The sequence below is a fragment of the Pseudomonas sp. NUPR-002 genome (genome assembly GCF_056322725.1).
On sequence record NZ_CM150476.1, the window covers coordinates 3660269 to 3677401 of the forward strand.

The 17133-nt window shown below is 61.7% G+C and carries 15 protein-coding genes; 8 read left to right on the plus strand and 7 right to left on the minus strand.

The features are described from left to right. Nucleotides 1–72: 72 nt before the first annotated feature. The 6 genes from ACVWSC_RS16410 to ACVWSC_RS16435 all read right to left on the minus strand — a co-directional run bounded on the left by ACVWSC_RS16410 (nucleotide 73) and on the right by ACVWSC_RS16435 (nucleotide 6892). A complete protein-coding gene (locus ACVWSC_RS16410) occupies nucleotides 73–909 on the minus strand; it encodes an IS3 family transposase (RefSeq protein WP_442107850.1) in 837 nt (278 codons plus the stop codon). Next, complete coding sequence (locus tag ACVWSC_RS16415; RefSeq protein ID WP_442107852.1) at nucleotides 906–1208, minus strand: transposase; 303 nt, start codon at nucleotides 1206–1208, stop codon at nucleotides 906–908. The genes ACVWSC_RS16410 and ACVWSC_RS16415 overlap by 4 nt, the downstream gene beginning before the upstream one ends. A 260-nt stretch (nucleotides 1209–1468) precedes the next feature. Then, on the minus strand, nucleotides 1469–3274 hold the full coding sequence (locus tag ACVWSC_RS16420; protein WP_442107854.1) for a sigma-54-dependent Fis family transcriptional regulator: 1806 nt from the start codon (nucleotides 3272–3274) through the stop codon (nucleotides 1469–1471). A 50-nt stretch (nucleotides 3275–3324) separates the two neighbouring features. Next, entirely contained in the window at nucleotides 3325–4215 is an 891-nt protein-coding gene (locus ACVWSC_RS16425; RefSeq protein ID WP_442107856.1) for a transporter, read from the minus strand. A gap of 69 nt (nucleotides 4216–4284) precedes the next feature. After that, nucleotides 4285–5409, minus strand: a complete 1125-nt coding sequence (locus ACVWSC_RS16430; RefSeq protein ID WP_442107858.1) for an NAD(P)-dependent alcohol dehydrogenase — start codon at nucleotides 5407–5409, stop codon at nucleotides 4285–4287. 19 nt (nucleotides 5410–5428) lie between these two features. Continuing rightward, nucleotides 5429–6892, minus strand: a complete 1464-nt coding sequence (locus ACVWSC_RS16435; protein WP_442107860.1) for a benzaldehyde dehydrogenase — start codon at nucleotides 6890–6892, stop codon at nucleotides 5429–5431. 332 nt (nucleotides 6893–7224) lie between these two features. Between ACVWSC_RS16435 and ppnN the strand changes: the two genes are divergently transcribed. The 4 genes from ppnN (at nucleotide 7225) to ACVWSC_RS16455 (ending at nucleotide 10851) form a co-directional block, all read left to right on the plus strand. Next, nucleotides 7225–8598 (plus strand): nucleotide 5'-monophosphate nucleosidase PpnN, encoded by a 1374-nt coding sequence (gene ppnN / locus ACVWSC_RS16440; RefSeq protein WP_442107862.1) that lies wholly within the window; start codon nucleotides 7225–7227, stop codon nucleotides 8596–8598. 189 nt (nucleotides 8599–8787) lie between these two features. After that, nucleotides 8788–9471: a TIGR04211 family SH3 domain-containing protein gene (locus tag ACVWSC_RS16445; protein WP_442107864.1), complete on the plus strand. Its 684-nt coding sequence runs from the start codon at nucleotides 8788–8790 to the stop codon at nucleotides 9469–9471. Nucleotides 9472–9587: 116 nt separating this feature from the next. Continuing rightward, the gene (locus ACVWSC_RS16450; protein ID WP_442107866.1) at nucleotides 9588–10220 is read left to right on the plus strand and encodes a hypothetical protein; all 633 of its coding nucleotides are present in this window, start codon (nucleotides 9588–9590) and stop codon (nucleotides 10218–10220) included. Nucleotides 10221–10233: 13 nt separating this feature from the next. Next, complete coding sequence (locus tag ACVWSC_RS16455; protein ID WP_442107868.1) at nucleotides 10234–10851, plus strand: helix-turn-helix transcriptional regulator; 618 nt, start codon at nucleotides 10234–10236, stop codon at nucleotides 10849–10851. On the opposite strand, the gene ACVWSC_RS16460 is transcribed toward ACVWSC_RS16455, so the two are convergent. Further along, nucleotides 10846–11061, minus strand: a complete 216-nt coding sequence (locus ACVWSC_RS16460; RefSeq protein ID WP_010227092.1) for a TOBE domain-containing protein — start codon at nucleotides 11059–11061, stop codon at nucleotides 10846–10848. The genes ACVWSC_RS16455 and ACVWSC_RS16460 overlap by 6 nt on opposite strands. Before the next feature lie 493 nt (nucleotides 11062–11554). Here ACVWSC_RS16460 and fdnG point away from each other — a divergent pair, with 493 nt between their 5' ends. Genes fdnG through fdhE form a run of 4 tightly spaced genes read left to right on the plus strand, consistent with a single transcriptional unit; the run spans nucleotide 11555 to nucleotide 17061 of the window. Then, nucleotides 11555–14605, plus strand: coding sequence for a formate dehydrogenase-N subunit alpha (fdnG, locus tag ACVWSC_RS16465; RefSeq protein WP_442107871.1), 3051 nt, complete (start codon nucleotides 11555–11557; stop codon nucleotides 14603–14605). A 16-nt stretch (nucleotides 14606–14621) separates the two neighbouring features. Then, on the plus strand, nucleotides 14622–15512 hold the full coding sequence (gene fdxH / locus ACVWSC_RS16470; RefSeq protein WP_442114317.1) for a formate dehydrogenase subunit beta: 891 nt from the start codon (nucleotides 14622–14624) through the stop codon (nucleotides 15510–15512). Continuing rightward, nucleotides 15509–16153 (plus strand): formate dehydrogenase subunit gamma, encoded by a 645-nt coding sequence (locus ACVWSC_RS16475; RefSeq protein ID WP_442107873.1) that lies wholly within the window; start codon nucleotides 15509–15511, stop codon nucleotides 16151–16153. Before fdxH ends, ACVWSC_RS16475 begins: the two co-directional genes overlap by 4 nt. Continuing rightward, entirely contained in the window at nucleotides 16150–17061 is a 912-nt protein-coding gene (gene fdhE / locus ACVWSC_RS16480; protein ID WP_442107875.1) for a formate dehydrogenase accessory protein FdhE, read from the plus strand. The genes ACVWSC_RS16475 and fdhE overlap by 4 nt, the downstream gene beginning before the upstream one ends. Nucleotides 17062–17133: the final 72 nt, after the last annotated feature.

The window sequence follows — 17133 nt, forward strand, 5'->3', positions numbered from 1 at the left end:
GCGATGTGACTGAATGATCGCCATCGCGGGGCAAGCTGAACTGGTCAAGTAATCCTGGACACCCGTTAAGGTTTACGCCGCCAGCTTCTCTGCCTCGACCGGCGACCGGTATCCGTTGTAGCTGTGAGGCCTAGTGGTGTTGTAGCGGGTGATAAAGCGCTGCACATCCATTCGGGCCTCATGCTCCGAGTCGTAGCCATCTTCGGGTACCCACTCAGATTTCAGGCTTCCAAAAAACCGCTCCATCGGGGCGTTGTCCCAGCACTCGCCTTTACGGCTCATGCTCTGCCGGTGCCCATGCTCGCGCAGCTCATTTCTGAACTTGTGGCTGGTGTACTGACAGCCTTGGTCAGAGTGAAATAGCACACCCTTGGGGCGTCCGCGCAGCTCGGTTGCCATGCGTAAGGCCGCGCAGGTCAGTTCAGCATCCGAGATCATCGAGAACGACCAGCCGACAATCCGCCGTGCAAACAAGTCCAAGACAGCCGCGAAGTACAGCCAGCGCTTACCAGCCTTGATGTACGTTACATCTCCGCACCAGACCTCATTTGTCGCCCGCACATCGAATTGCCGTTTGAGCTCGTGCGGTGCGGTCAGGGCTTCAACGCCTGAAGATTTGTATTTGTGGCGTCTGCGTTGACGGCTGCTGATCCCAGCTTCTTGCATCAGGCGGCGCGCCTTGAAGCGGCCGACTGGGTGTCCACTGGCTTGCAGCATCTTGGCCAAGGTGCGCGAACCTGCCGCCCCTCTCGACTCACGATGATGTCTGATCAACTGGGCCTTGAGTTTTTCCCGTCCGGGGTAACGCCGGTCCTTACGCTGGCGCCAGCAGTAGAAACTGCTGCGGCTGACCCCAAGCACCCGACAACACTCATTAACGCCGTATTGCTCACCCAGCTCATCGATCAACGCGAGTGATCTTTGGCGTCCAAAAGCAGGAGAGCGCTGGCCTTTTTTAGGATTTCGATATCCCGGTCTTTCTGCTTGAGCAGGGCTTTGAGCCGTTGGATTTCCTGCTGGTCTGCCGTTATTGCCTTGGCACCCACAGGGGTTAAGCCTTGACGCTCCTGGCGCAGTTGATCGACCCAACGACGCAACGCTGTAGGGCCAATGCCTAAACTGGCACAGACCTGTGGAACTGATTGGCCTTCGTCCAGCACCATGCTGGCCGCCTGTAGCTTGAAGTCACTCGAGTAAGAATTACGCATATCCAAACACCTCAGGTTTGGGCGCCATCATAGCGCCCGATTGAGGTGTCCAGGATCATTAGGCCAGTTCAAGCCCGCTCCTACCGGAGGGCCGCCTGCGGGGAATTCCACTTCAAGAGCGGCTCAAGCGGTGGTTTAGGTGGCCCATGCAATTCTCACTGCACTGCAGCAGTGGGAGCGGCTTGCCCCGCGATGCGATGTGACTGAATGATCGCTATCGCGGGGCAAGCCCGCTCCTACCAGGAGGGACGCGTGGCCTGTCAGCCCTCGCGCAGCTTCTTGTAGAGCGTCGTCCGGGAGATTCCCAGCTGGCTGGCCGTAGCCGTCACGTTGCCGCCATTGGCGTCCAGCGCCATTTGAATGGTGTTGAGCATCGCCTCCTGCAAACGCCCTGTACGCGGTTCGCTACCCTGCTCATCACACCCCAGGTGCTCCGGCATTACCCACGGTTCGCCTTGCGCCAATGCAGCGGCAAGGCGCAATGCCTGTTCGAGTTGACGAATGTTGCCCGGCCAGTCGCGGCTGTGCAGCAAGCGCCGCGTCTGCGGGTGCAGTGGCGGGCTGGCATAACGTTGCGCCAGGCGGTCGATCAGCAGGTCCAGATCCTTGCGCTGACCAAGCGTAGGCAAGCGCACTTCCAGGCCACTGAGCCGGTAATACAGGTCTTCGCGAAAGGCCCTGGTGGCAATCAACTGCTTCAGATCGCAATGGGTAGCGCTGATCACCCGCACATCCAGGGCGATACTGCTGGTTGCCCCCAGGCGCGTCAGCCGACGCTCCTGCAACACGCGCAGCAAGCGCGTTTGCAGGGCCAGGGGCATGTCGCCAATTTCATCAAGCAGCAGCGTGCCACCATTGGCGGCTTCTAGCTGGCCTTTGGCACCACCCTTGCGCGCGCCGGTAAAGGTGCCTTCGCTGTAACCGAACAACTCGGCTTCGATCAGGCTTTCCGGAATCGCCGAGCAGTTGATGGCGAGGAACGGCGCTTGCGGCTTCCAGCGCTCATGCAGGGCACGGGCAAACACTTCCTTGCCGGTACCGGTCGCACCTTGCAACAACACCGGGACCCCGGCGGCAAAGGCTTTGCACGCCGCCTCAAAGCGTTGGTTCAATTGCCCATCAGCGCCCAGTGGCGCCGCCTCAGTTGGCACACTGACCGTACGGCTGAGGCGAGGCTGCGGGCTAAGCAGTTGCGCGTACAGTTGTGAGCCATCGGCCAGGGTCAGCAACTGCGGTGCGGGTGACGATGGGCTGGCCGGACGTTCGCCAAGCAAGCCTTCCAGACGCTCGCCGACGCGGCGCTCGCGGGTCAGGCCCAACAGGCTTTGCGCCACGCGGTTGGCGGCCTGGATATGCCCGGCCGCGTCGACTGCCAGCAAACCCTGCAACGGCGTGTCGAGCTGGCGCGGGTCATGCTGCAAGGAAAGGATCTGACAATCGCTGAGGTCGGCGTACAGGCGATTCTCCGCCGCCATCGCCGCGTAAGTGAGTTGCTCCATTACAGAGCTGGCCTGACGCTCACCGATCCCGGTGAAGTCCAGCGCGCCGATCAGTTCACCATTGAGCCCATGCAATGGCACGCTGACACAAAAGAAGCGCTCGAATTCGGTGAGGTAATGCTGGGTACCAATCAGCACGATCGGTTGCCCATCGGCCAGCACACAGACTGGAGCGGTGGTGCCAAAGCGGCTCTCATGGATGCGCCGTCCGGTATGCAACTGGTCCAACGGGCTGGGGCAGTTATGCGGCCGCCGACCGTAGACGATCACCCCCTGCATGTTGACGCAATAGAGGGTCCAGGATGGCCCGCCGATCAGCCGCCACAAGCGGTCGATCTCGGGCGCCACACAGTCCGCCAGGCGGCGATCGCTGTCGCCCAGTTCGCAAGGCTCGGGCTCAAGGGCTGCGAGGCACGCCTGCCCTGGCATCAACCCGGCGTCGCGGGAGCGGCGCCAGGAGCGGCTGATCGGTTCCGGCAACAGCCCCTCAGGCAGAGGATCGCCTTCGATGAAACGCTGGCGGGCCAGCACCAGTTGCTGTTGATTACGCAAAGCACCGGCATCCATGGAGACACCTTTATCGTGAGTCGGGCAAAGGTTCAGGGTATCGATCCTGGTCAAAATAGCAATAAAGCCCGCAGGTTGACGCCGCTGTCCTCCTGAAAACCGCCGACCACATGCACATCACGCGTCAGCTGGGCGCTGAGCTGCACCGAGCGCCCAAGCATCTGCTGGACCTCGAAGCGGACTTGCTGCACTTCGGTCTTCTGCCCCAGGTAGTCACCGTCCAGGTATTGCTTGCCGCCCATCGTGCTGCTGACACCCAGGGCGATGCGCTGGGCCGGATTGAAGTCGTAGCGCAGGTTGCTCTGCACCTGATAGGTCGGGTCTTGCTTGAGGGTCTGTGAGCCAGTGCCAGCCTGAGTGTTATGGCCATACACCACGACATCGCCGTACAGTTCCAGCGAGAACCGCCCCCACAACGGCTCGACCCAGCCCAGCTGCAGGTCACCCTTGTAGCGATTTTCACCGATGTTGAGGGTGTCGTGACGGTCGTACTGGCCCCACGGCAGGGTCAGCAACGGCGTGATGCCAACGTAGCGCCCGCTCGCCCCCGCACTGGGTTGATTGACCAACCAGAACGTCGCGCCGACGATCGGATCGCCCATGCCGCTGGCACTGCCCAGGGCGTTGCCGGCGATACGAGCATCGTAGACATGGCCGAATGGCAGCAGGATCTGCGGGTCGACGGTGATGCCGGCAACCTCCATGAAATGGATCAGACGCACGATGCTGATAGTGGATTTGAGGCCGGTGTCGTGCCGGCTGTCGGCCGCGCCATCAGCGTTGAAGCGCTCTGAACGGCTGTATTGCTGGTACCAGGCGGCGACCTGGGTGCCGGCAGGCAGGGCTGTGTAGTCCCCGGCGTTGACGTCTACCGCCAGCGCTTTGGCGGAAATCAGGCTGCAAGCAAGCAGCCCCAGCATGGAGCGGGAATGAGTGGGCACAGTAGAGGTTCCAGATTGTTGTTATTAGAGGAAAGCGCTGCGGGGTGCTGAACACACCCCGCAGGTGTTTCAGCGACCGATACGGATGATCGGCTTCAGGGTGATGCCTTTTTCGCTGTCTTCGGCGGCCTGGTTGATCTGGTCGAAGTCGTAGAACTTGACCAGCTTGTCGAAGGCGAAGCGACCTTGCAGGTACAGCTCGACCAGTTGCGGAATGAACGTCTGCGGCACGCTGTCGCCTTCGACGATGCCACGGATGGTCTTGCCGCCCAGCAACAGGTCATTGACGTCGAACTCGGCAGTGGTGCCCAGCGCCGGGGCGCCGACCACACCCAGGCTACCGCGCAGCCCCAGGGCATCCACGGCCTGGCGAAGCACTGCTGGCCTGCCGGTGGACTCCAGCGCGAACTTCACCCCACCGCCGGTGATTTCGCGGATGGCCGCCACCGGGTCGACGTCTTTGCTGTTGATCACATGCGTGGCACCCAGCGACTTGGCCAGTTCCAGGCGCGAGGGCACGACGTCTACCGCGATGATGGTGGTCGCGCCCGCCACCTGCGCCGCCAGTACCGCGCTCAAGCCCACCGCACCGGCACCAAATGAGGCAAAGCTGCTGGCCGGGCTGACCTTGAGGGAGTTGATCACCGCACCCGCCCCGGTCTGGATACCGCACCCCAACGGCCCGAGCAGCTCCAACGGTGCCTCGACGGGCACTTTGACGGTGTTGTTTTCACGCCCCAGGGCATAGGTAGCGAAGGACGACTGCGCGAAGAAGTGATCGTGCAGGCGTTCACCGTCAGCGTCTTCGATGGCGCACTGCCCCTGTGGGTCGGCACCACTGAAGTTGCGGCCGAAAAACTCCTGGCAATAGGCCGTCTGGCCACTGCCGCAGGACGGGCAATGGCCGCAGTAGCCATACGTCAGCACCACGTGGTCGCCCACGGCCAGGCCCTGAACCAACGGTCCCACCGCCTCGACCACCCCCGAGCCTTCGTGGCCCAATACCGCAGGCAACGGCACCGGGTAATACTGGTCGCGGACGATCATGTCGGTATGGCACATCCCGGTAGCGACGATGCGCACCAGCACCTCATCACCCTTGGGATGACGGATGCGGGCCGATTCCAGCACGAAAGGCGCGCCCTTGGCCCGGGTCACGGCAGCAGTAATTGTGTAGAACGCTTGTTCAGCCATTTATTATTATCTCCGGCGTTTACAGGGGGTAGGCAGGGGCGTCGCCTTTGACCGTCAGCCACTGCCATTGGGTGAATTCTTCGTGGTTGGCAGCGCCACCAATGCTGGTGCCATTGCCAGAAGCGCCAACACCGCCAAACGGGTTGATAACCTCGTCGTTGACCGTCTGATCGTTGATGTGCAGCAGCCCGACGCGCAGTTGCTCGCCCAGCTTCAACGCGCGCCCGACGTCTTGCGAAAGCACCGCCGCCGACAGGCCGTACTCGGTGTCATTGGCCAGGGCAACGGCCTCTTCATCGGTGTCAAACGGCACCACCACCGCCACCGGGCCGAAAATTTCCTCATTGAAAGCGGGGTTATCGCGGGTCACGCCACCCAGCACCGTTGCCTGGAAGAACAGCCCATCAAAACTGCCACCGGCTTCCAGCGTCGCGCCGGCCTGTTGGGCGGCTTGCACCACGCGGTAGGCATGGTCGCGCTGTTGAGCGTTGATCAACGGTCCCAGGTGCACCTCGGCGGTGGCCGGGTTACCGACAGTGAGGCTCTTGGCCTTGCTGGCCAGGCGGGCGAGAAACTGTTCGTAGATGCCCCGTTGTACCAGCAAGCGGCCGGTCGACATGCAGATCTGCCCCTGGTGCAGGTACACGCCCCAGGTGGCGTTGGCCACGGCCAGATCGAGGTCGGCGTCATCGAGCACGATCAGCGAGTTCTTGCCGCCCAGCTCCAGCGAGACCTTTTTCAAATGGCGCCCGGCCGCTTCGCCAACTTTGCGCCCGGCGCCGGTCGAGCCGGTGAACTGGATCATCGCCACGTTGCCATCGCTGGTCAGCGCCGCACCGGCTTCGGCGCCGCCTGGCAGTACATGCAGCAGCCCTGTCGGCAGACCGGCCAACTCAAACAGACGGGCAATCACAAAGCCACCACACACCGCGGTGCGCGGGTCAGGCTTGAGCACTACGCCATTACCGACCGCCAGCGCTGGTGCCACGGCACGCATGGCCAGGTACAGCGGGAAGTTGAATGGCGAAATGATCCCAATCACCCCCAGCGGTCGACGGCGCGCCAGGCTCAGGCGACCGGGGGTCGATGGCAGTACCTCGCCCTGGCTGCGCGATGGCAGGGCCGCGCTTTCATGCAAGGCCTTGAGGGTGATCGAAGTCTCGAACGCCGCCTTGGCCCGGGTCGAGCCGCTCTCGCGGACCAGCCACTGGACGATGTCATCGAAGTGCTCATGGCCCAGTTGCGCCGCGCGGCGAAACACGGCGGCACGTTCCTCATAAGGCTGGGCGAACCAGGCGGCCTGGGCACTTTTGGCCGAGTGGGCAGATCGGGCAATCTGCGCGGCATCCGCATTGGCAACACGGCCAAGCGTCTCGCCGGTGGCAGGCTCGATCACGGCGCTGGCGGGCAACGGCCCGGTCTCCCAGCTACCGGTGAAAAAACGTTGATCCCAGAGGCTCGCAGGCAAAAAAGCGTTACTCATTGCATATTCCTTCTTGTGTGTTTCAACTGGATCGCAAGGTCAAAGGCACCACGGCACCATGACCTGCTCGACACTGTTGCAATGTCTTTAGCAGATGCCGTGCCAGCAGCGACGGATGGCCTGCAGAGCCCGGTTTAGAGGGGGAAAGACGCTGCGATTGCGGCCATCGCAGCGTTCAGTTTCTGGACTGCGGCGTGCACCACCGTTCACATTCTGAACGGTCGAATGCAGCTTCCAGCGCAGCACAACGACAAGGCACTCGTTGCTGCAGCAATTTGTCGGTATGGTGGTGTACAGAAGATGGACGTTTACCCGCTCACAGGAAACCCAGAATGCCTCAACGTGAAGTTATCAATGCATCTGTCAGCCCCAAAGGCAGCCTGGAAACACTGTCTCAACGTGAAGTACAGCAACTGAGTGAAGCCGGATCCGGCAGCCTGTACACCTTGTTCCGCCAGTGCGCACTGGCGATTCTCAACACCGGCGCACATGTCGATAACGCCAAAACCATTCTCGAAGCCTACAAAGACTTCGAGGTGCGCATTCACCAACAAGATCGCGGCGTACGCCTGGAACTGCTCAATGCACCGGCCGATGCCTTCGTCGATGGCGAGATGATTGCCAGCACCCGCGAAATGCTCTTCAGCGCCCTGCGCGACATCGTCTACACCGAGAGCGAACTGGCCAGCCAGCGCATCGACCTGGAAAGTTCCCAGGGCATCACCGACTACGTGTTCCACCTGCTGCGCAACGCCCGCACCTTGCGTCCGGGCGTCGAGCCGAAAATGGTGGTGTGCTGGGGCGGTCACTCGATCAGCACCGAGGAATACCAGTACACCAAGAAGGTTGGCCACGAGCTTGGCCTGCGCAAACTGGACGTCTGCACCGGTTGCGGCCCCGGCGTAATGAAAGGCCCGATGAAAGGCGCGACCATTGCCCATGCCAAGCAGCGCATGAGCAGCAGCCGCTACCTGGGCCTGACCGAGCCGGGCATCATTGCCGCCGAAGCGCCGAACCCGATTGTCAACGAACTGGTGATCCTGCCGGACATCGAAAAGCGTCTTGAAGCGTTCGTGCGGGTCGGCCACGGCATCATCATCTTCCCCGGCGGCGCCGGTACTGCCGAAGAGTTTCTGTACCTGCTCGGCATCCTCATGCACCCGGACAACCGCGAGCTGCCGTTCCCGGTCATCCTCACCGGGCCGAAAAGCGCCGAACCGTACCTGCAGCAACTCAACGCCTTCGTGCAGGCCACCCTCGGTGCCGAGGCCGGCAACTATTACCAGATCATTATCGACAACCCGGCCGAAGTGGCCCGACAAATGGTCGAAGGGCTCAAAGAGGTCAAACAGTTCCGTCGCGAGCGCAACGACGCGTTCCATTTCAACTGGCTATTGAAGATCGAAGAAAGCTTCCAGCGCCCCTTCGACCCGACCCACGAAAACATGGCCAGCCTGCAACTGAGCCGTGACTTGCCCGCCCATGAACTGGCGGCCAACCTGCGCCGCGCGTTCTCCGGCATCGTCGCCGGCAACGTCAAGGACAAGGGTATCCGCCTGATCGAAGAAAAAGGCCCGTACGAAATCCATGGCGATGCCGCGGTGACGCAACCCCTGGGCAAGCTGTTGGAAGCCTTCGTGGCTCAGCACCGTATGAAGCTGCCCGGCGGCGCTGAATACGTTCCTTGCTACCGGGTGGTGAGCTGATTCAGCCCTGATTTCACCTCCCCCCAGCGTGCGGGCACTGCGTGTGCCCGCAACATTTGCTGCCATTTTCCTGCCTACCCCAGTGAACCTGCCTACAGAATAATGGTCTTTCTGCTGGCGGCTGCGTGCACGCCTGTGTTCATCGGCCCAGTCATCGGGCTTTTATTTTTACTCCACGCGAAGACCATCATGCCTATCTCTCGTTCTGTTGCTACGGCGCCTGTTGCTGATTCCACCCCTTTACTGCGCCCGCGCAACAGACTCGCCCTTGGCGTGGTCGCTGCCTTGATCGCCCTGAGCGGCCCGGCCCAGGCCGAAGAAGCCCCGAGCGCCGAGCGTTGGGTCAGTGACAGCCTGACCACCTACGTACGCAGCGGGCCCACCAACGGCCACCGCATCGTCGGCAACCTCAAGTCGGGCCAGAAAGTCACCCTGCTCGACACCCAGGGTAACTTCAGCCAGGTGCGTGGCGAGTCGGGCGACATCGTCTGGATCACCACCAGCGACCTGCAGTCGGTTCCCGGCCAGGCCGAACGCCTGCCGCAATTGACCGAGCAGGTCAGCGAACTGAGCCAGCAACTGAAGACCATCGACGACGGCTGGAAGGCCCGCGTGCAGGGCATGCAAGAGACCATGGACTCGCGCAAAACCCTGATCGATGAACTGGAAGCCCGCAACAAAGCGCTCAGCGCCGAGTTGAGCGACACCCAGTCGGAGCTGCGCAGCACCCAGGCGCGTCTGGGCGATGAGAACAAGCAGGTGCTGATGCGCTACATGGTCTACGGCGGCGGCATCGCCGGTGCCGGCTTGCTCGCGGGCTTGATCCTTCCGGCCCTAAGCCGTGGGCGCAAACGTAACGACCGCTGGTTCTGAATCCCACCCACATTCAAGGCGCCGCAACCACGACCGTTCGGCGCCTGAGCCATTAACGGCATATTTATATGCTGTAATTGATCTTGTAGGCCACTTCACCCGTTGAGGGTACTGCCATGAAGATCAGATTGCCGGTTGTGCTGCTACTTGCAGCCTTGTGTGCCCTTCCCACTTTGAGCCCCGCCGCTCAAACCGCCCCTCCCCAAGCCGAGTCTGCGGCACTGACTACCCGCCTGGCCCTTCGCGACCTGTGGGTTGAACATATTTTCTGGATCCGTAACTACGCCATTGCCAATCAGGTCGGCAATCGTCAGGCCGCCGAGGTGGCCAGCCAGGAGGTGGTCAGTAACGCCACCGCCATTGCCAACAGCATCGCCCCGCTCTACGGCCAGGCGGCCGCCGACCAGTTGTTGAAACTGCTGGCCGGGCATTGGGGAGCAGTCAAGCACTACAGCGATGCCAGCGTCAGTCAATCGGCCTCAGGTAAGCAGGCCGCTGTCAGCGAACTGACCAGCAACGCCAAAGCCCTGGCCGCGTTCCTGGCCAAGGCCAATCCCTATCTGCCTGAAGCGACGCTCAATACCCTGCTCGCCGCTCACGGCGGCCACCATATCGCCCAAATCGACGAACTGGGGAAAAATGACTACACGGCAGAAGCCAGTACCTGGAAACACATGCGCGAGCATATTCTCAGCCTCGCCGATGCCCTGACTGCGGCGCTGGTCAAGCAGTTCCCCGACAAATTCTGAGCGAGGCTTGCCGATGTTCGAAGGTTTGGGACGTACGCAACAGGACCTGCTTTGCGCCCTGCTGTACAAGGCTGCCGGCATGAGCATCGAAGAGCTGGCCAGTCAGTTGGCCGTCACCCGTACGGCGGTGCGCCAGCATCTGGCGGCGCTGCAGGGTGATGGCCTGGTGGTGCGTGGCGAGCTGCGCGCCACCGGCCGACGCCCCGAGCAGCTGTACCGGCTCAGTGCGGCTGGCCACGAGCTGTTTCCCCGGCACTATCACCTGCTGGCCAACTCACTGATCGATGAAGTGGCCAGCCTGATCGGCCATGACGCGTTGGTCATGCTGATGCGCACACTGGGCGAGAAAATGGCGGCAGACCTGAGCACGGAGCGGCTCGACGAACAGCAGATCGCCGCGCACATGAAGGACGTGGGTTATGAATCGGAAGTGTTCTTTCGCTCCGGTGCACCGGCGCAGATCGTCGCCCACAACTGTGTGTTTCATCAGCTGGCCGAAGCTCACCCTGAAGTCTGTGAGCTCGACCTGGCGCTGATCGGCAGCCTGGGTGGAGGGACGGTAGCGCACCTGGAATGCATGCTGCGTGGTGGCCATGTGTGTCGCTTCGAACTCACGCACAACGGCTCATAACTTGGCGATCGACACCTCGGTGGATTTGACGAAGGCAATCACCTCACTGCCCACCCGCAACTCCAGCTCATGCACCGAGCGGGTGGTGATCACCGAAGTGACGATACCTGCCGAAGTCTGCACATCGATTTCCGAGACCACTGGCCCTTCAATGATCTCCTTGACCGTGCCCTTGAACTGATTGCGTACGTTGATCGCCTTGATGGTCATGTTCTGCTTCCTCGTTCCGGGGTGCACTGCGGCGCAGTGCTTGAGGTGCAGAGTGCACGCTTACGCAAAAAACCAAAAAGAATAATTATTAATTTTTATAGAACATTTAGAGATATACGAGATTACCTGTAGGAGCGGGCTTGCCCCGCGATCCGATACACCTGACACACCACTATCGCGGGGCAAGTCGGATCGCCGCACCGCCGCCCCTACTTTAGTCTATGACCCGCCACCCGCCGCGCGTTGGCAGGCCGTCTAGAACGGGACTTACCGCTGTTGATAGAGCCGCTCGATAGCGCCATCAACACCCTTGATTAGTCCTACTTTTAATGCGGGAATACACTACTGTTCATCCGCGTTACCCAAGCCCTGCACCAGACAGGGCCTGCAACCAATCGTGACCTCATCCCCAGCCCACTGCGCTTGCGACGCCCTGTTGCCGGGCATTGCTATGCCCGCTGCTGTGTGCAGCCAATAGAATAAGGAGATAACCATGGGACTTGGCCGACGCCAGTTCTTCAAGCTATGTACCGCCGGTGTCGCCACCGCCACCTGCGCGACCCTGGGTTTTGCCCCCGGCATGGCCCAGGCCACGCAGTCACGCCAGTACAAGCTGTTGCGCGCCAAGGAAACCCGCAACAACTGCACCTACTGCTCGGTCGGTTGCGGCATTCTCATGTACAGCCTCGGTGACGGCGCGAAAAACGCCAAAGCGCGAATCTTCCATATCGAAGGCGACCCCGATCATCCGGTCAGCCGTGGCTCGTTGTGCCCGAAAGGCGCGGGCCTGGTGGACTACGTGCACAGCGAACAGCGCCTGCTGTTCCCCGAGTACCGCGCGCCGGGTTCGAACACCTGGCAGCGCATCAGCTGGGACCACGCAATCGAGCGTATCGCGCGCCTGATGAAAGACGACCGCGACGCCAACTTCATCGAGAGGAACGCCAAGGGCACCACCGTCAACCGCTGGCTGAGCACTGGCATGCTGTGCTCTTCGGCGGCCAGCAGTGAAACCGGTTCGCTCGACCAGCGCTTCACCCGTGCCCTGGGCATTCTCGGTACCGACAGCCAGGCCCGCGTCTGCCACGCCCCGACCGTTTCGGCGCTGGCGCCGACCTTCGGCCGCGGCGCAATGACCAACAACTGGGTCGACATCAAGAACGCCAACGTCGTGCTGATCATGGGCGGCAACCCGGCCGAAGCGCACCCGGTGGGCTTCAAATGGGTGATCGAGGCGAAGATCCGCAATGGCGCCAAGGTCATCGTCGTCGACCCGCGCTTCAACCGCAGCGCCGCCGTTGCCGATATCTACTCGCCGATCCGCGCCGGTTCCGACGTGACCTTCCTGATGGGCGTGGTCAACTACCTGATCAGCCACGACAAGGTCCAGCACGAGTACGTGCGCCACTACACCAACGCCAGCCTGATCGTGCGTGAGGATTACCACTTCGACGACGGCTTGTTCAGCGGCTATGACGCGAAAAAACGCAGCTACGACCGCAGTACCTGGACCTATGAGCTGGACGAAAAAGGCTACGCCAAGCGCGACCTGAGCCTGAGTCATCCACGCTGCGTGTGGAACCTGCTCAAGGCGCATGTCAGCCGCTATACCCCTGAGGTGGTCAACAACATCTGCGGCACGCCGCAAGAAGACTTCCTGCAGATCTGCGAGATCCTCGCCAGCACCTGCGTGCCGGATCGTACCGCGACCTTCCTGTACGCCCTGGGCTGGACCCACCACACCAACGGCGCGCAGATGATCCGCGGCTCCGGCATGATCCAGCTGCTGCTCGGCAACATCGGCATGGCTGGCGGTGGTGTCAACGCCCTGCGCGGTCACTCCAATATCCAGGGCTACACCGACCTGGGCTTGCTGTCGCTGCGCCTGCCCGGCTACATGAACCTGCCCTCCGACGAGCAGACCAGCCTGGCCACCTACCTCAAGCAGACCACGCCGACGGCGCTGCTGGAAGATCAGGTCAACTACTACAAGCACACCCCTAAGTTCTTCATCAGCCTGATGAAAAGCTTGTGGGGCGACAAGGCCACTGCCGACAACGACTGGGGTTTTGACTGGCTGCCGAAGTGGGACGACAGCTATGACGTGCTCAACTACAGCAACCGCATGTACGAGGGCAAGGTCAACGGTTATATCGCCCAGGGCTTCAACCCGGTGGCGGCGTTCCCGGACAAGAACAAAGCACAGGCCGCCTTGGCCAAACTCAAGTTCCTGGTGATCATCGACCCGTTGGCCACCGAGACGTCGAGTTTCTGGCAAAACCACGGCGAACAGCACGATGTCGACACCGCCGCAATCCAGACCGAGGTGTTCCGCCTGCCCTCCTCGTGTTTTGCCGAGGAAGACGGCTCGATCGTCAACTCCGGACGCTGGCTGCAGTGGCACTGGGCTGGCGCCGCACCGCCGGGCGAGGCCTGGCACGATGGCAAGATTCTCGGCCATCTGTTCATGAAGATTCGTGAGCTGTACCAGCAGGAAGGCGGCGCCAACCCAGCGCCGATTCTCAACATGGCCTGGGACTATGCCGACCCGTACGACCCGAAACCCGAAGAAGTGGCCAAGGAGTCCAACGGCCGCGCCCTGGCCGACCTGCATGACGAACAGGGCAACTTGATCTTGCGCAAAGGCCAGTTGCTCAACGACTTCTCGCAACTGCGCGATGACGGCAGCACCCAGTGCTTCAACTGGATCTTCGCCGGTTCCTGGACCGAGCAAGGCAACCAGATGGCCCGCCGTGACAACGCCGACAGTGGCCTGGGCTGCACACCGGGCTGGGCCTGGGCCTGGCCGCAGAACCGACGCATTCTCTACAACCGCGCCTCGGCCGACCCGCAAGGCAAACCCTGGGATCCGAAGCGCCAGTTGATTGGTTGGGATGGCCAGCGCTGGAGCGGCGTGGACGTTCCCGACTTCGCCGTGACCGCAGCACCTGGTGGCAAGGTCAATCCGTTCATCATGCTGCCTGAAGGTCTGGGTCGACTGTTCTCGGTCGGTGCCCTGAACGATGGCCCGTTCCCTGAGCACTACGAACCGACCGAAAGCCCGTTGGCGAGCAACCCGTTGCACCCGCAAGTCACCTACAGCCCGACTGCAAGGGTGTACGAAAGCGACCGTAAACGCATGGGCAAACGCGAAGACTTCCCGTACGTGGCCACCACCTACTCGATCACCGAGTTGTTCCGCCACTGGACCAAGCACGCGCGCCTGAACGCCATCATCCAGCCTGAGCAGTTCATCGAGATCGGCGAAAAACTCGCCGGTGAAAAAGGCATTGTTCAGGGCGACACCGTCAAGGTCAGCACCCAGCGCGGCTACATCAAGGCCAAAGCGGTGGTAACCAAACGCATCCGCCGACTGACCGTTGCCGGCCAACAGGTCGACACCATCGGTATCCCATGCCACTGGGGTTTCGAGGGTGCTACCCGCAAGGGTTTCCTGGCCAACACCCTGACTCCAGGCGTTGGCGACTCGAACACCCAGACGCCGGAGTACAAGGCGTTTCTCGTGAACATTGAAAAGGTCTGAGGGCGAAACCATGTCCATGCAATCTCAAGACATCGTCCGCCGCTCAGCCACCAACGTGCTGACCCCGGCGCCGCACACCCGCGACCACCAGGCCGAAGTGGCCAAGCTGATCGACGTCAGCATCTGCATCGGCTGTAAAGCCTGTCAGGTGGCCTGCAACGAATGGAACGACCTGCGTGACGAAGTCGGTCATAACGTCGGCGTGTACGACAACCCGGCCGACCTCACGGCTGACACTTGGACGCTGATGCGCTTCGATGAAGTCGAAGACGAAAGCGGCAAACTCGAGTGGTTGATTCGCAAAGACGGCTGCATGCATTGTGCCGACCCCGGCTGCCTGAAAGCCTGCCCGCAACCGGGGGCGATCATTCAGTACGCCAACGGCATCGTCGATTTCCAATCCGAGCATTGCATCGGTTGCGGCTACTGCATCGCCGGTTGCCCGTTCGATGTGCCGCGCATCAGCCAGAAAGACAACAAAGCCTACAAGTGCACCCTGTGCGTCGACCGCGTTTCGGTGGGCCAGGAGCCTGCCTGCGTGAAAACCTGCCCGACCGGCGCGATCAACTTCGGCAGCAAACAAGACATGCTGCATCAGGCCGGTGAGCGCGTCACTGAGCTGCAGGGCCGCGGCTTTGCCGGGGCTGGCATCTACGACCCGCAGGGCGTTGGCGGCACCCATGTGGTGTACGTGCTGCAACATGCCGACAAGCCGCAGCTGTACCACAAGTTGCCGACCGACCCGCGCATCAGCAGCGCCATCCAGGGCTGGAAAGGCTGGATGAAACCGGTGGCCGCCGCGGCGTTTTTCGCCACCCTGGCCGGCACCCTGTTCCACTACATCGGCGTAGGCCCCAACGAGGTCGACGAACAGGACGAGAAACGCGAGGAGGATAGCCACGCATGAACACCGACAAACTGATCCTGCGCACCCGCTTCATCGACCGCGCCTGCCACTGGTTCATGGTGATCTGCTTTTTCGCCGTGGCGTTGTCGGGGCTGTCGTGGTTCTTCCCGTCGTTCAATGGCCTCAACGCAGTGTTCGGCACCCCGCAGCTGGCGCGCATCCTGCACCCGTTCTTCGGGGTTGTGGTGTTCGTCCTGCTGATGTTTCTGTTCGTGCGCTTCGTGCGCTACAACCTGCCGGAGCGCGAAGACCTGCAGTGGTTCAAGAACCTCAAGCAGGTACTGGCCGGTAAACATGACCCGGCCTTGAACATCGGCAAATACAACGCCGGGCAGAAGGTACTGTTCTGGGGGATCATGAGCCTGATCACCCTGTTGCTGCTCAGCGGCGTGGTGATCTGGCGGCCCTACTTCGCGCCGCTGTTCTCCATCCCCACGATCCGCATTGGTCTGCTGCTGCATGCCGTTGCCGGCATCAGCCTGATCCTGTTGATCATTGGCCATGCGTACCTGGCGTTCTGGGTCAAAGGATCGATTCGCGGCATGGTCACCGGTTATGTGAGCCGTGGCTGGGCAAAAACCCACCATGATCGCTGGTACCGGCAGATCAGCAAGTCAGGCAAAAACGGGGGCAAATCATGAGCAGCATTCAAATGAACCCCGTACAAACGCCGACGGGCGGGGTCAACGAAATCATCCCGGTGGTGCTGCCGTCACTCAAGGACCGTTACCGCAAACGCGCTGCACGCCTGCGTGAGCTGGCCGAAGGGCATGCCATGGGCGACTACCTGGGGTTTTGTGCGCAGTTGGCTGACAGCCAGCAGCAGCTGCTTGAGCGCCTGCCATTGCCGCAGGCGCTCAAAGACTCGCTGGCACAGCGGCTGGGCAACGGCCAGGCGCCGCTGGCCACTGGCGACTATCCGCGCGACCGCTATTGGCAGCAATTGCTGCAGGGGGTCATCGATCAGCTTTACCCTGAAGCCAACCCGGCGGTGCGCAGTACCCTGGACGCATTGCGCGGGCACAGCCCCGAGCAACTGGAACACCTGGCCAGCGCCTTGCTGGCCGGTGACTATGCACAGGTCGGTAGCGCGCGGGCGTTGTTTGTCTGGGCAGCGCTTTCGCTGTACTTCACCCAACTGGCCAACGCCCTGCCCGCCTCGGCCAGCGCTGCCCTGGGTGAACAGCGCCAACACTGCCCGGTGTGCGCCAGTGCGCCGCTGGCCAGTGTGGTGATGACCGGCGCGCAAGCCGGTTTGCGTTATTTGCAGTGCAGCCTGTGTGAATGCCGTTGGCACATGGTGCGGGTCAAATGCAGTAACTGTGAAACCACCGGCGCGCTGGACTACTGGTCGCTGGAACGGCAGGATGCCGCGGTCAAAGCCGAAAGCTGCAACGATTGTCACAGCTACCTGAAAGTCTTTTACCCGGAAAAAGACCGCGACCAGGAACTGCTGGCCGACGACCTTGCCTCCCTGGCCCTGGATGCCGAGGTGGAGCGTGAGGGTTATGGCCGCAGTGGTGTGAGCCCGTATTTGTTTCCTGGCTGAATGAACATCGCGGGGCAAGCCCGCTCCCACAGCGATCGGGTGGGAGCGGGCTTGCCCCGCGATCAAAGCCAC